Below are 13481 nucleotides of genomic sequence, written 5' to 3'. Positions count from 1 at the left end.
ACACCACCTATCCGCGAGGGGGAAGCGGCGGCTCGGGAGCCGCCGCCGGGGTTCGGCACGCCCGTGTCAGCTCTTGCCGGCGAAGGAGGTGGTGCGCTGGAAGAAGGACGGGTCCTTCACCAGAGCCTCGAACACCGGGTAGAGGCTCTTCGACACCGCGACGAAGCCGGCGCGCTGCTCGGGGCTCAGCTCGTTGGTCTTCATGCCGTTCTTCTCCAGCGTGGCGATGGAGGCGGCGATGTCGGCGGCGTCGGCCTTCGCCTTCCAGTCCTCGGTCTCCTTGGCGGCCTCGGCGAGCGCGGTCTTGAACTTGTCCGGCAGCGCCTGGTAGCGGCGCGGATTCATGCCGAGCACCCAGGCATCGGCGATGTGGTTGGAGATGGTCAGGTATTTCTGCACTTCGTAGAGGCGGGCGCTGACCGGCACGTTGACCGGGTTCTCCTGCCCGTCCACCACGCCGAGCTGGAGCGCATTATACACCTCGGCGAAGGCCATCGGGGTGGGCGCCGCGCCCATCGCGCCGAAGAACTTCACCCAGAGCGGGTTGTTCGGCACCCGCAGCTTCAGGCCCTTCAGATCGTCCGGCGAGGTGATCGGCCGCTTGGAATTGGTGATCTGCCGCAGCGGGCGCGACCACAAATCGAGGCCGACAATGCCGATCTTCGACAGGTCGCCACGCAGTTCCTCGCCAAGCTCGCTGTCGAGATAGGCGCGCAGCTGGTCGGTGCCATCGAACAGATAGGGCACCGCGATGGCGGTGAATTTCGGGTTGAAGGTGGCGTAGAGCGAGGTGGCGTTGAGCAGCATGTCGAGCGAGCCGCCCGCCAGCTGCTTCACCCCGGCCGAGGGGTCGCCGCCATAGAGAGTACCGTTCGGGAAGACCTTGATCTCAAGTTCGCCATTGGTCTTCTGCTTCACCACTTCAGCGAAGTGCTTGGCGGCGAGGGTGATCTCCGAGGTGTCGGCATCCGGCGTGGAGAGGGTGAGCGTCTCGGCGCCGGCGGGAACCGCGAGGGCGAGCGAGGCAGCGACCAGGAGGCCGCGGATCGAGAAGGCGTTCATGTCGTTTCCTCCGTAGCGGGATTCTCTGTCCCGGTTGACTGGCATTATTTGCCATGGTCAGGCGTCGGCGGAAGCCTCCGCCGGCTGGTTGGCGCGCCGCAGCTCGAGGAGCACGGCGCTGTGGTCGAGATCGGCGCCGCCGTGCTCGACCAGATTCTGGAACAGAAGGTCGACCGTGGCGGCGACCGGCAAAGTGAGGCCGTGCGAGCGGGCGAAGCGCAGCGCCGTCGAGGTGTCCTTCACCTGATACTTGGCCGGGCCGCCCGGCGCGTAGTCGCCGCGTACCATGCGTTCGCCGTGCAGGCGCAGCACGGTCGAGTCGGCAAAGCCGCCGAGCAGCGCCTCGCGCACCTTTTCGGGGTCGGCGCCACCGCGCTCGGCGAGCAGCAGGGCCTCCGCCACCGCGCAGATGTTCGAGGCGACGATCAGCTGGTTGGCGAGCTTGGCGAGCTCGCCCGAGCCGGCCGGCCCGACATGGGTGACGCGCCCGAGCGGCGCGAACAGCGGCGCGAGATCGGCAATGGTGCGTGCCTCGCCGCCCGCCATGATGGAGAGCGTGCCCTCGCGGGCGCCGCGCTCGCCGCCGGACACCGGCGCATCGACATAGCGCAGGCCGCGGCGGGCGCAGGTCTCGGCCTGGGCGCGGGCGGTCTCCACCGGGATCGAGCTCATCACCACCAAAGTCGCGCCGGTGCGCATGGCGGCGATCACCCCTTCCGGCCCACCGAGCACGGCGTCGCAGACCGGGCCGGAGGAAAGCATGCACACCACCGCGTCGGCACCGGTGGCCGCCGCCTTGGCGGAGGCGGCGAGGCCGACGCCATCGGCGACCAGCCCCTCGGCCTTCGCCGCCGTGCGGTTCCACGCCTGCACGGCGAAGCCGGCCTGCGCCAGCCGTCGCGCCATGTGGCCGCCCATGATGCCGGTGCCGATGAGGCCGATCCGGCGCAGCGGTGTGGGCAAAGGGATATCGGCCATCGCGGTGTCTCCTGATCCGGTCGTCACGGATGCTGCCGGGCGGCGAAGCGCACCGGCCGTTCCTCGACGATCAGCGGCGGAAACGCCTGCCGGAACCGGGCGAGATGCGGCGTCTCCAGATGCGCGTCGAAGGCGGCGCGGCTGTCATAGACCTCGTAGAACACCACGCTGTCGCCGGCTTCCGGCACCACGACGTCGAACTGTCGGCAGCCCGGCTCGTCGGCGAGCGAATGGCGGGCATCATCCTGCGCGGCGGCGAGGAAGGCGTCGAGCGCGCCGGGCTTCACCCGGAACTCGGCGATGACGACGAAGGGCGTGTGCGGGGCGGCGGTCATGGTCGTCCTGTGGGAAGGCAGAGGTTACGGAGACGGGGTGCGAAGGCAGGGAGGCGCGAACCGCCCTGCCCTCGCCGGCGCCTCAGGCGGCGACGCTGGTGCCGGGGCGGAAGGTGTCTTCCATCTCCCGGCGCAGCCGGACCACGTCGAGATCGGCGGTCAGCTCGACATCGTCGAAGGAGACGATCTGGTCCTTCTTGAGCGGCCGCTTGAGCTTGACGTTGTGGGCGAGGCCGATCGGCAGCGCCCGGAGGTCGAGGCTGCGGGTCGCCGGAATGGCGTTGGCCCACACCGCGTAGCCGCCTTCGCCGTCCAGCATCTCGCCGGGCTGCATGTCCTTCTTGGCGGTGGCGACCGCGTCGCCGCGGAACTCCTTCGAGCAGCCGGTCGGCTCGCCGCGCAGGCAGGCCGAGAGCACGCTCACCGAGGTCTCCAGCCCGATGATGTGGAACGGGCGCCACATCGAGGCGTACCAGCCGGACGGGTCGGTCAGGAGGCCGTACTGCTTGAAGCAGGCGCGGGCATATTCGTTATGCGCCTTGAAGGTGACGAACACGCCGTAGCGGATGTTGTTGTAGACCTCGCGCCCGTCCGGCTCCTGGCTGGCGGCGATGTCGACGAGGCCGGAGCGCGCCATGCGCCCGCCATCCGCCGCCGGGCGGAACACCTTGGCGAGGTCGTGCAGGCCGGCTGGCGGGAAGGCCAACCCGTCATCGGGGCAGTCGAGGCCGGTGCCGTTGGCGACCGCCGCCATCTCGATCGCCGCCTTGGTGCCGTCGGTGAAGGAATTGTACATCTTCGGGTTGAAGTCGCCGGCCTTCACCTCCTCCTCGGTCCAGCCGAAGAAGCCCCAGACGGTGTCGGGGGTGGAATAGCGGTAGCGCGGCTCGAAATTCATGCCCTTGCCGGCGGCGGTGATCTCGAAGCCGGTGGCGCGGGCCCAGTCGACCAGCTCGCAGATCAGCGCCGGCTGGTCGCCATAGGCCATGGAATAGATGACGCCCTGCCGGCGGGCGCGCTCGGCGAGGATCGGCCCGACCATGACGTCGGCCTCGACATTGACCATCACCACATGCTTGCGGGCGTCGATGGCGGCCAGCGCGTGGCGGGTGCCGGCGATCGGGTGGCCGGTGGCTTCGATGACGCATTCGATCTCGTCGCAGGCCAGCAGCGCCGCCACGTCGTCGGTGACGAAGGTGCGGCCGGTCTTCACCGCGTCGCCGGCGCTGGTCGCCGCGTAGCGTTCCGCCGGCCAGCCGACCCGCGCCAGCGATTCCCGCGCCTTGCCGACATTGAGGTCGGCGACGGCGACGATCTGCAGTCCCTCGATGCGCTGCGCCTGCGCGAGCACCATCGAGCCGAATTTGCCGGCGCCGATCAGGCCGGCCCGGACCGGACGGCCGGCGGCGGCGCGGGCTTGAAGCAAGGTCGAGAGATTCATCGTGCGATCCTCAGATGCGATCCTGGTGTCCCTCGGGTCGAGCCGGGACGGCGCGGGCCATGAGGGAGCGCCGGCGCGGCTCTCCTGTTCGGGAGGCGGCGCGTCAGGCGTCGTTCACGGACGCGCGCGGCCACGGGGCCGGCGTCGGGGACGGTGCGGGTTGGGTCGAAAGCGGCGTTTTGTCCTCCACCCCGAAGCCGGGATCACGTCCCGGTTCACGGTGCGGCAGCGATCTGTCGTGCTGCTCGAAGCTGACCATAGGACCGCATGTCCGTTAGTTCCATTTAGAAAGACAGCCTGATTTGTTAGCCTGCCTTAACGATCCGGCCTGCCCGTCGGCGCGCTTGCCCAAGTGCACGTTCGCCGCACGTCCAAGGGGTGGAACTTTCCACACAGGATCATCCATCATGACAGCGGGTCGCCGGGGGCACGACGACATCAGTGTGTGCAGGCAATGAACAGCAAGATCGAGACACCCACCCAAACTCACCGAACCCGCGTGGTGATCGCCGGCGCCGGCTTCGGCGGCCTTCAGGCGGCACGCGGCCTCGCCGGCGCACCGGTCGACATCACGCTGATCGACCGGCACAACTACCATTGCTTCCAGCCGCTGCTCTATCAGGTGGCCACCGCCGTGCTCTCGCCGGCCGACATCGCCTGGCCGGTGCGGCACGTACTGTCACGGCAGTCCAACGTGACGATGCTGATGGCCCGCGCCGAGGGCGTCGACCGCGCCGCCCGCGAGCTCGTCACCAGCGAGGGGCGCATTCCCTACGACATCCTCGTGCTCGCCACCGGGGCCACGCATTCCTATTTCGGCCATGACGACTGGGCCGCCGACGCGCCCGGCCTCAAGGACATCGAGGACGCCACCCGGCTGCGGCGCAGCATCCTCGTCTCCTTCGAGCGCGCCGAGGCGACCGATGACGACGAGTTGCGGCGGCGCCTGCTCACCTTCGTCATCATCGGCGGCGGACCGACCGGCGTCGAGCTCGCCGGGGCGGTAGCCGAGGTGGCGCGCCACGCGCTGGCGCCGGACTTCAAGCGGGTGGACCCGCGCACCGCCCGCATCCTGCTGATCGAGGCCGGCGAGCGCATCCTGCCGAGCTTCCCCGAGCCGCTCTCCGCCTATGCGCGCCAGAAGCTGGAGCAGATGGGCGTGGAGGTAATGACCGGCCGCGCGGTGATCGATTGCGGTCCCGACCATGTCGACCTCGCCGGCGGCGAGCGCATCCACTCCTCGACCAAGATCTGGGCCGCCGGCGTGCGCGCCTCGGCGGCGGCGCAATGGCTCGGCGCCGAGACCGATCGCGCGGGACGCTGCCTCGTCGGCGCGGACCTCACTTTGCCCGGCGATCCCGATATCTTCGTCATCGGCGACACCTCGGCCCCTCCGCCGGCCAATGGCCGGCCGATTCCCGGCATCGCGCCGGCCGCCAAGCAGATGGGCGACCACGTCGCGGCGGTGATCGCGGCGCGGGTCGCCGGCAAGCGGTCGCCGGGCGCCTTCCGCTACCGCCATGTCGGCGACCTCGCTACCATCGGGCGCAACGCCGCGGTGGTGAAGCTCGGACGCTGGCAGCTGAAGGGGTTCACCGGGTGGGCGTTCTGGGGCGTGGTGCACGTCTACTTCCTGATCGGCACCCGCAACCGGATCGCGGTGGCGCTGAGCTGGCTGTGGAACTACCTGACCCACCAGCGCTCCGCCCGGCTGATCACCGGCGACCCGGCGCCCGGCACCCCGACGGCGACAGCCCCGCCGCCCTCGTGACGGCCGGGAACGTCGCGTCCGTTCATTCCATGATCTTCGGCGTGCCGCAGTTCGGTGGGGTGCAGTCCGGAAGAGTCGTCTCCTTCGCCGCGCCCTCGGGCGGCGGTCCCGGGGGCGGCTGCCGCACCACCGATCCCTGCTCCGGCGTCGGGTCCGGCGGCCGGACGGCTGGAGCGTCCTGACCGCCGACTGGCGGCTGGGACATCGACGGCGGAGGCGGAGGCGTTCCCGTCGGCGCACCGGCATCCTGCGCTGCGGCCGGCCAGCCGGCTGCTATCAGCACGGCACACGTCGCCAGAGTGCTTGCTATCCTCATTCGGCATCTCCCCTGCTTTCGGTGCCAACGCGGCGGCGGAAAGGGGGTTCCGATCAGGCGACGGCCATCCGCGCCGCAACGGGCGGGAGACCGGCCCCCGAGGGCGGCCTCGCCGATAAGAGGTAAGTGAAGTCGGGGCCGCGGGACTGGATCATGACGGACGGACATCGGATATAACGCTGATGAGTTCACCCGCGCCGCCGCTCCGGCTTCGAACGCTCGCTCTCGTGCTGGTGGTTCTGCTGCTGCCGGCCCTCGGGGCGCAGGCGCAAACCCTGCGCATCGTCGCGCTCGGCGACAGCCTGACCAGCGGCTATCGCCTTGCCGGAGGCGAAGCCTTCCCGGCACGGCTCCAGGCGGCGCTGCGCGCGCGCGGCCACGACGTCACCGTCGTCAATGCCGGGGTCTCCGGCGATACGGCGGGCGCCGGGCTGGCCCGGCTCAACCGGGCGGTGCCGCCCGGCACGCAGGGGGTGATTCTCGAACTCGGCGCCAATGACGCGCTGCGCGGCCTCGATCCGGCCGAGACGGAGGCGGCGCTCGATGCCATCCTGTCGCGTCTCAGGGCGCGGGGCATCGCCGTGCTGCTGGCGGGAATGATGGCGCCGCCGAGCCAGGGGCTCGCCTATATGGCGCGCTTCCAGGCGATCTATCCGCGGCTCGCCCGCCGGCACGGCGTGCCGCTCTACCGCTTCTTCCTGTCCGGGGTGGTGGCGATGCCGGCGCTCAACCTGCGCGACGGCATGCACCCCAACGCGGCGGGGGTCGAGGTCATCGTCTCGCGCATCCTGCCGACGGTGGAATCCTGGCTTCCCGCCGTCGCCCGCCGATGACGGCGAGGCCGCGCCGGCTCATTCCGGCGTCGGCTTGCCCAGCGCGTGATAGCCGCGCAGGAAATACATCAGCCCCTCGCGCGTACCGGCCTCGTCGAGCCCGACGACCTCGCAGAACAGCACGTCATGGGTGCCGACCTCGACGAAGCGGGTGATGCGGCAATCGAAGCTCGCCAGCGCCCCGACCAGCACCGGCGCGCCGGTGATGCCGGGACGCCATTCGCCGGCATGGAAGCGCTCGGCCGGCGGCACCCTGCCGCCGAAGCGGTCGGACAGTTCCTGCTGCCCGGCCGCCAGCGTGTTGACGCACAGCACCCCGTTGGCGTGGATGGTCGAGCTCGCCGAGGAGCCGCGATTGAGGCACACCAGCAGCGTCGGCGGGTCGTCGGTGACGCTGCACACGGCGGAGGCGGTGAAGCCGTGCCGCCCGCCGGGTCCGTCGGTAGTCACCACGTTCACCGCCGCGCCGAGGCGGGCCATGGCGTCGCGGTATTCCTGGCGGCCGACCGGAGCGAGCTCCGGTTCGGCCGGCACAAGGTCCTTCCTCAGGCAGGGGCTCATCGCCGCCCTCCTCTCGCCGCGCCCGGCTTGCGTCGCCGGTGCCGCGGCTCAGAATTCACGCAGGTTGTCGCGCAGGAGCTGGTGCTTGTACTCGGTGCGCACAAGCCCGCGCGCCTGCAGTTCAGGCACCAGCCCGTCGCAGATCTCGGTGATGTAGCGGCGCGAGACGCGCAGCACCGGGGTGGTGATCAGGAAGCCGTCGCCGCCGACCTCCTCCATCGCCTCGCCCATCTTCTGCGCCACCTGCGCCGGCGTGCCGATCAGCTCCAGCGAGGAGACGAGGCCGCCGCCACCCGACGCCGCCAGCTGGCGCAGCGTCTTGCCGGAGCCCCACTGCTGGAACTTGTCGAGCGTGCCGGATTCGCCATTGGTCACCAGCTTTTCCGGCAGCGGCTTGTCGAGGTCGTACTTCGAGAAGTCGATCTCGGTGATGGCGGAGATCGAGATCAGCACGTCGGTGACGAAATTGTCGGACATGGTGACGTTGTCGTAGCGGGCGCGCGCTTCCGCTTCCGTCTCGCCGAGGCTCGGGCAGATGCAGAAGAACACCTTGATGTCGTCCGGGTTGCGACCGAACTTCTCGGCGCGGGCGCGGATGTCGGCGCGGAACTCCTTCATGCCCTCGACGCCGTTCGCCACCGAGACGATGGCGTCGGAATGCTGGGCGGCGAAGTCGCGGCCGCGCGGCGAGGCGCCGGCCTGGAGGTAGACCGGGCGGCGCTGCGGCGAGGGCACGGTGTTGAGCGGCCCGCGCACCTTGTAGAACCGGCCTTCGTGATCGACGGTGTGCACCTTGGAGCCGTCGGCATAGATGCCGTTCTTGCGGTCGAGCACCACCGCGTCCGGTTCCCATGAGTCGAACAGCTTGCCGACCACTTCCATGTACTCGTCGGCCATGGCGTAGCGGTCCTCGCGGGCCGGCAGCTTGTCCATGCCGAAATTCTTCGCCATCAGGTCCTCGGCCGAAGTGACGACGTTCCAGCCGAAGCGGCCCTTGGTCAGGCTATCGATGGTGGAGGACAGCCGCGCCAGCATGAAGGGCGGGTAGGCCATGGTCGACATGGTGGCGACGACGCCGAGGTGCTTGGTGGCCATGCCCATGGCGACGGCGAGCGGCGCCGGATCGGCCTTCGGCACCATCATGGCGTGCGCGAGCGAGATGTCGCGCGAGGCGCCGTAGGTCTCCGGCACCATCAGCTTGTCCTCGATCATGATCAGATCGAAGCAGGCGCGCTCCATCGACTGCGCCATCTCGACGTAGAACTGGCCGTCCCACGGATTGCCGCCCTGGCCGAAGGGTTCGCGCCATTCGTCGGGCGTGAAGTTCATGAACCAGGCGAGGTGGAAGCGCTTGTCGGCCATTTTGTCAGTCCTTCACCAGTACCGCGGCGGAGGTGCCGCCTGCGGATAAGAGAGAATCAGGGAACCAGAGTGAGACGTGCCTTGGCGCGGTCCGCCTCGAAGCGGCGGCTGTCGCGCACGATCCGGCACTTGGTCTCGTAGTCGGAGACGATGGTGGCGCCGAAGCGCTCCGGCGCCTGCGGATCCTTGCGCGGCCGCTCGACGGCGATGACGCGGGTGCCGAGCAGGAACGCCTCGGGCAGATCGTGGGTGACCATGACGATGGTCATGGCGTTCTCTTCCCACAGCTCGCTGACCAGCTCGTGCATCTGCTTGCGGGTGCCGGGGTCGAGGGCGCCGAACGGCTCGTCGAGCAGCAGCACCTTCGGCTTCATGATCAGCGCCTGCGCCAGCGCAAGGCGCTGCTGCATGCCGCCGGACAGCTGGGCCGGATACTTTTCCGCGTGCTCGGCGAGGCCGACGCGGGTGAGCAGCGCCATGGCGCGCTCCTCCACCGCCCGGCGGCGGGCGCCGAACAGCCGGCCGAGCAGCGGCGACGCCGCCCATTGCGGGCCCATCATGACGTTGCCCAGCACGGTGCGGTGCGGGAACACCGAGTAGCGCTGGAACACCACGCCGCGATCGGCGGTCGGCTCGGGGGCGATCGGCTCGCCGTCGATCAGGATGCGCCCGCGCGTCGGGGCCTCCTGCGAGAGCAGCATGCGCAGGAAGGTGGTCTTGCCGGCGCCGGAGGGGCCGATCACGGCGAGGAATTCGTGGTCGTCCAGTGTCAGGTTGATGCGCTCGAGCACGATATGCTCGCCATATTCCTTCCAGACGTCGTCGAAGATGATCTGGGTCATTCAGGCCGCCTTGATCCGGTCCCAGGGATAGGCGACGGCGGCGATCTTGCGCAGCGCGTAGTCCATCAGGAAAGCGAGCAGCGTGATCCAGGCGACATAGGGCAGGATCACGTCCATCGCGAGATAGCGCCGCACCAGGAAGATGCGGTAGCCGAGCCCGCCCTCGGCGGTGATCGCCTCGGCGGCGATGACGAACAGCCAGGCGGCGCCGAGCGAGAGGCGCACCGAGTCGAGCAGGCGCGGCATCACCTGCGGCAGGATCACCCCGGTGATCATCTGCCAGGTGGAGGCGCCGAGCGTCTGCGCCTTGACGATCTGCTCGGTCGGCAGCGAGGCCACGCGCAGCATCACGTCGCGGGTGATGAAGGGGGCGATGCCGAACACGATCAGCACGATCTTCGACAATTCGCCGAGCCCGAACAGGATGAACAGGATCGGCAGCACGGCAAGCGGCGGGATCAGCGAGAAGGCGGCGAAGAACGGCTCGAAGGTGGCGCGCAGATAGGGCACGAAGCCGACGAGGATGCCGAGCACCAGCCCGATCAGCGCGGAGATGCCAAGGCCGAGGAACAGCCGCTGCAGGCTCAGCCAGGTGTCCCACCACAACAGGTACTGCTTGGTGGCGATGTCGATGGTGGTGCCGAGCCGCATCATGCTGGCATAGAAGGAGGCGAAGCCGGGCATCAGCTTGTCGGCCGGGTCGATGGCGAGCCGGGCGCTGGAGCCGAGGAAATAGACGCCCACCAGCAGCACGAACGGCAATATGGCGAGGATCACCTTCGCGCCAGGGCTCGGCGCATAGTTGATGATGCGGCGCATGGATCAGCCTTCCGTTGCGAGACGGTGAGCGAAGTCGGAATGGGGGAGGAAACCGGGCCGGCGTGCCGGCCCGGCGTCGCGCGGCTCAGAGCTTGCCGTCGGCGGCGAGCTTGGTGAAGGTCGGGTTGATCCGCATCTTGATGTTGGCCTTGTCGCCGAGCACCGTGCCGTCGGCGACCTCGATGCCGATCGAATCGACGCTGGTGGCGCCCTGGCCGAACAGGCCCTGCGAGAAGCAGAAGGTGCGGATGCTGTCCCAGATCTTGGCGTTGTCGGCGGAGGTCAGGAAGGCGAGCGCCTCGGCCGGGGTGTAGAAGAAATGGGTGGTGTCGAGCTGGCTCTGCAGGCCACCGGCATCGGTGCCCATGGCGCTGGTCATCACCGCGCGCATCTCGTCGCCCTTGGCGCCGCCGGCCTTCAGCACGCCGAGCGCCTCATACCAGGCGCCGAGCACCGCCTTGGCGAAGTCGGGGTTGTCCTTCAGCACCTCGGTCTTGCCGACGAACACGTCCATGATCTCGCCGGGGATCTTGGAGCTGTCGAACAGCAGGGTCGAGCCCGGCACCTTCAGCATGTCCTCGGTCAGCGGCTTCCACGACACCGCGTGCTTCAGGTCCGGCTGCGAGACATAGGCGGCGGAGATCTCGCTGTCGGAGATGTTCACCGTCTTGGTGGCGGTCGGATCGGTGACGCCGGCCTGCTGGAGGCCGCGATTGAGCAGGTAGTGCGAGACGCTGTACTGCAGCAGGTAGACGTCCTGGCCGGCCAGTTCCTTGATGTCCTTGGCGGTCTTGGACATCACGATGTCGTTGCCGTTGGAATAGTCGGTGATCAGGAACACCGAGGTGTCGACGCCGCCGGCGGCGGGCATGGTGAGACCGTCCATCGAGGCGACGCCGACCGCGTCGATCTCGCCGGCGATGAACTGGTTGACCGAGCCAACATAGTCGTTGGCCTGGATCAGCTCGACATCGATGCCGTACTTGTCGGCCCACTTCTTCATGATGCCGGACGACTTCATGTAGGCCAGCGGCATGAAGCCGATATAGACCGTGTAGGCGACCTTGAAACTCTTCTTGGGGGCGGCATGCGCCGGACTGTCGGCGCTGGCGAGGACGACGGCGGCGAGGCCGGCGGCAAGCGCGGCGGCTCTCAGGAAACGCTTCATGGGGCGGGGCTCCGGGTCGCGGGGGACGTCGCTGGGATACCTCGCTATTAAGCGTTGACTTAATACGGCATGCAAGCCTAACAAATGAGCACGCGTAGCATGCAGGCAACTCAGGAAAATCCGTGCTTTCACGATCGGGACTTCTACGGAGGAACGCACCATGACCGCAAAAGCGGCACGCCGGCGCCTGCCCCCGGCCGAACGCCGGGCGATGATCCTCGACGAGGCGCTGCGCCTGTTCGCCGAGCGGCATTACTCGATCGTCACCGTCCGCGACATCGCGCAGGTGTGCGACATGAATGTCGGGCTGCTCTACCATTATTTCGACAGCAAGGACGACCTGGTGCGCCGGGCGCTGGAGCACGCCATCCAGCAGCTGCTGCTCGGCTATGAGGAGCGCCGCACCCGGCAGCCCGACCCGCTGGCCGAGATCCTCGCCTGGCTGGAGACCCATATCGAGATCGCCCCGACGCTGGTCCGCATGGTGAAGCTGATGGCGGACTATGCGAGTTCCGGCATGCAGGACGAGGTGCTGGAGGCGCTGATCGCCGGCTTCTACCGCGGCGAGAAGGAACTGCTGGAAGACGCCCTGCAGCGCGGCATCGCGGCCGGGCTGTTCCGGCCGCATGACATCTCCCGCACCGCGCGCCGCATCGGCCTGATGCTCGACGGCATCTTCTTCGCCTCGACCAGCCGCGGCGACAACCGAGTCGCGCAGGACATACGCGACCTCGCCGACGTGGTGCCCGGCTGGATCGGCGCGGCCACCGTCCACGCACCGCAGGCGTCCTGAGAGGTCGGCCGAACGCGGGCAAGCGTAGCCATCCTCGGGGCGGGCGCTCAGGTCATGCCTCCGACAGGCCAGGGACAGGCACCGCGAGCCTTGAGGGATGCTTGGCAAAGCGTGCCCGGACGAGCCCCCTTCGACGCCCGGATGACGCCAGATGCCTCAGAACGGGCAGTTTGGCGTGGGCACCCAAGAGCGTGCCCCGAGCCCGCCTCGCAATTCCGTCTGCCGTAGGCGGGGAGATCCGGCTTCGACGGAGATGTGGTCTGCGCGCAGCGGGGCGGCGGGACGCGGCGCCATCGGCAAGCATCGAAGCCGTCTCGCCCCCGCCTCGACCCGACGGCGCGGGCAGGTTGAGGGGCTTCGACGATTGCGGACCGGAGCTCCGGGCGACCTCCCGGCCGGCCAAGCCGGTCCCGGGAGGCCGGCTCCGGCGCCGCAACGGCATCTTGGAAGCCGCGGCGGCTTGGGGCATGGTCGGGTCCCGCCCTGCCCGCCAGCGAAGCCCCCGCCATGCCCCATGTCACCGCCCGCCCCTATGACTGGCCGCATGGCCGCGACCTCGCGCCGGCGACCACGGCGCTGATCGTCATCGACATGCAGCGCGATTTCTGCGCCCCCGGCGGCTATGTCGACGCCATGGGCTACGATGTCGGCCCGGCGCAGGCGCTCATCCCCCGCATCGCGGCGCTGCGCGAGGCGGTGCGGGCGTTTGGCGGGCTGGTGATCTACACCCGCGAGGGCCACCGCCCCGACCTCTCCGACCTGACGCCGCAGAAGCGCTTCCGCTCGCGCCTCGCCGGGGCGGAAATCGGCAGCCCCGGCCCGCTGGGGCGCCTGCTGATCCGTGGCGAGGAAGGCTGGGACATCGTGCCCGAGCTCGCCCCCGCGCCGGGCGAGCCGGTGATCGACAAGCCGGGCTTCTCCGCCTTCTACGCCACCGACCTCGACCGCATCCTGGTGGCGCGCGGCGTCCGGCACCTCGTCATCTGCGGCGTGACGACGGATGTGTGCGTGCATTCGACCCTGCGCGAGGCGGTGGATCGCGGCTACGAGCCGCTCTTGGTGGAGGATGGCTGCGCCGCCACCGTCGAGGCCAACCACCGAGCGGCGATCGACACCATCACGACCGAAGGCGGTATCTTCGGCACTGTGGCCGGCAGCGCGGCGGTGATCGCCGCCCTGTGCGGCTGACTTCATTTAGGA

13 protein-coding genes are annotated in these 13481 nt (G+C 69.1%); 4 read left to right on the top strand and 9 right to left on the bottom strand.

All coding sequences use genetic code 11. The features are described from left to right. Positions 1-66 precede the first annotated feature (66 nt). The 4 genes from KHC28_RS10510 to KHC28_RS10495 form a co-directional block, all read right to left on the bottom strand. Positions 67-1062, bottom strand: a complete 996-nt coding sequence (locus tag KHC28_RS10510) for a DctP family TRAP transporter solute-binding subunit (protein WP_214008303.1) — start codon at positions 1060-1062, stop codon at positions 67-69. A gap of 57 nt (positions 1063-1119) precedes the next feature. Next, positions 1120-2040 carry an NAD(P)-dependent oxidoreductase gene (locus KHC28_RS10505; RefSeq protein ID WP_214008302.1) on the bottom strand — a complete coding sequence of 307 codons (921 nt, stop codon included), beginning with the start codon at positions 2038-2040 and terminating at the stop codon, positions 1120-1122. 23 nt (positions 2041-2063) lie between these two features. Beyond that, positions 2064-2375 carry a putative quinol monooxygenase gene (locus KHC28_RS10500; protein WP_214008301.1) on the bottom strand — a complete coding sequence of 104 codons (312 nt, stop codon included), beginning with the start codon at positions 2373-2375 and terminating at the stop codon, positions 2064-2066. Between the two features lie 82 nt (positions 2376-2457). Continuing rightward, positions 2458-3816: an NAD(P)H-dependent oxidoreductase gene (locus KHC28_RS10495; RefSeq protein WP_214008300.1), complete on the bottom strand. Its 1359-nt coding sequence runs from the start codon at positions 3814-3816 to the stop codon at positions 2458-2460. Between the two features lie 454 nt (positions 3817-4270). Between KHC28_RS10495 and KHC28_RS10490 the strand changes: the two genes are divergently transcribed. Both KHC28_RS10490 and KHC28_RS10485 read left to right on the top strand, forming a co-directional pair. Further along, a complete protein-coding gene (locus KHC28_RS10490) occupies positions 4271-5587 on the top strand; it encodes an NAD(P)/FAD-dependent oxidoreductase (RefSeq protein WP_214008299.1) in 1317 nt (438 codons plus the stop codon). A gap of 498 nt (positions 5588-6085) precedes the next feature. Continuing rightward, on the top strand, positions 6086-6736 hold the full coding sequence (locus KHC28_RS10485; protein WP_214008298.1) for an arylesterase: 651 nt from the start codon (positions 6086-6088) through the stop codon (positions 6734-6736). Positions 6737-6754: 18 nt separating this feature from the next. Here the strand turns inward: KHC28_RS10485 and KHC28_RS10480 are convergent, their stop codons facing one another. From KHC28_RS10480 to KHC28_RS10460, 5 genes are all read right to left on the bottom strand, one after another. After that, the gene (locus KHC28_RS10480; protein WP_214008297.1) at positions 6755-7297 is read right to left on the bottom strand and encodes a flavin reductase; all 543 of its coding nucleotides are present in this window, start codon (positions 7295-7297) and stop codon (positions 6755-6757) included. A gap of 48 nt (positions 7298-7345) precedes the next feature. Beyond that, the gene (locus tag KHC28_RS10475; RefSeq protein ID WP_214008296.1) at positions 7346-8659 is read right to left on the bottom strand and encodes an NtaA/DmoA family FMN-dependent monooxygenase; all 1314 of its coding nucleotides are present in this window, start codon (positions 8657-8659) and stop codon (positions 7346-7348) included. A 56-nt stretch (positions 8660-8715) separates the two neighbouring features. Continuing rightward, a complete protein-coding gene (locus KHC28_RS10470; protein WP_214008295.1) occupies positions 8716-9501 on the bottom strand; it encodes an ABC transporter ATP-binding protein in 786 nt (261 codons plus the stop codon). After that, positions 9502-10320 (bottom strand): ABC transporter permease, encoded by an 819-nt coding sequence (locus KHC28_RS10465; RefSeq protein ID WP_214008294.1) that lies wholly within the window; start codon positions 10318-10320, stop codon positions 9502-9504. 85 nt (positions 10321-10405) lie between these two features. Then, the gene (locus tag KHC28_RS10460) at positions 10406-11488 is read right to left on the bottom strand and encodes a putative urea ABC transporter substrate-binding protein (protein ID WP_214008293.1); all 1083 of its coding nucleotides are present in this window, start codon (positions 11486-11488) and stop codon (positions 10406-10408) included. A gap of 160 nt (positions 11489-11648) precedes the next feature. Here KHC28_RS10460 and KHC28_RS10455 point away from each other — a divergent pair, with 160 nt between their 5' ends. Together KHC28_RS10455 and KHC28_RS10450 are read left to right on the top strand one after the other, a co-directional pair. After that, entirely contained in the window at positions 11649-12281 is a 633-nt protein-coding gene (locus KHC28_RS10455; RefSeq protein WP_214008292.1) for a TetR/AcrR family transcriptional regulator, read from the top strand. Between the two features lie 507 nt (positions 12282-12788). Beyond that, entirely contained in the window at positions 12789-13469 is a 681-nt protein-coding gene (locus tag KHC28_RS10450; protein WP_214008291.1) for a cysteine hydrolase family protein, read from the top strand. The last annotated feature ends 12 nt before the right edge of the window (positions 13470-13481 follow it).

Source organism: Ancylobacter sonchi (assembly GCF_018390695.1).
Taxonomy (GTDB): Bacteria; Pseudomonadota; Alphaproteobacteria; order Rhizobiales; family Xanthobacteraceae; genus Ancylobacter; species Ancylobacter sonchi.
Note: the sequence above shows the minus strand (reverse complement) of the source record. Positions and strands in the feature narration are given on the sequence as shown.

Excerpts from the sequence above, each read along its gene's own strand:
- KHC28_RS10465 (WP_214008294.1), bottom strand. The coding sequence starts at position 10,320 with ATGCGCCGCATCATCAACTATGCGCCGAGCCCTGGCGCGAAGGTGATC.
- KHC28_RS10455 (WP_214008292.1), top strand. The coding sequence starts at position 11,649 with ATGACCGCAAAAGCGGCACGCCGGCGCCTGCCCCCGGCCGAACGCCGG.
- KHC28_RS10480 (WP_214008297.1), bottom strand. The coding sequence starts at position 7,297 with ATGAGCCCCTGCCTGAGGAAGGACCTTGTGCCGGCCGAACCGGAGCTC.
- KHC28_RS10510 (WP_214008303.1), bottom strand. The coding sequence starts at position 1,062 with ATGAACGCCTTCTCGATCCGCGGCCTCCTGGTCGCTGCCTCGCTCGCC.
- KHC28_RS10475 (WP_214008296.1), bottom strand. The coding sequence starts at position 8,659 with ATGGCCGACAAGCGCTTCCACCTCGCCTGGTTCATGAACTTCACGCCC.
- KHC28_RS10500 (WP_214008301.1), bottom strand. The coding sequence starts at position 2,375 with ATGACCGCCGCCCCGCACACGCCCTTCGTCGTCATCGCCGAGTTCCGG.
- KHC28_RS10460 (WP_214008293.1), bottom strand. The coding sequence starts at position 11,488 with ATGAAGCGTTTCCTGAGAGCCGCCGCGCTTGCCGCCGGCCTCGCCGCC.
- KHC28_RS10505 (WP_214008302.1), bottom strand. The coding sequence starts at position 2,040 with ATGGCCGATATCCCTTTGCCCACACCGCTGCGCCGGATCGGCCTCATC.
- KHC28_RS10490 (WP_214008299.1), top strand. The coding sequence starts at position 4,271 with ATGAACAGCAAGATCGAGACACCCACCCAAACTCACCGAACCCGCGTG.
- KHC28_RS10485 (WP_214008298.1), top strand. The coding sequence starts at position 6,086 with ATGAGTTCACCCGCGCCGCCGCTCCGGCTTCGAACGCTCGCTCTCGTG.
- KHC28_RS10495 (WP_214008300.1), bottom strand. The coding sequence starts at position 3,816 with ATGAATCTCTCGACCTTGCTTCAAGCCCGCGCCGCCGCCGGCCGTCCG.
- KHC28_RS10450 (WP_214008291.1), top strand. The coding sequence starts at position 12,789 with ATGCCCCATGTCACCGCCCGCCCCTATGACTGGCCGCATGGCCGCGAC.
- KHC28_RS10470 (WP_214008295.1), bottom strand. The coding sequence starts at position 9,501 with ATGACCCAGATCATCTTCGACGACGTCTGGAAGGAATATGGCGAGCAT.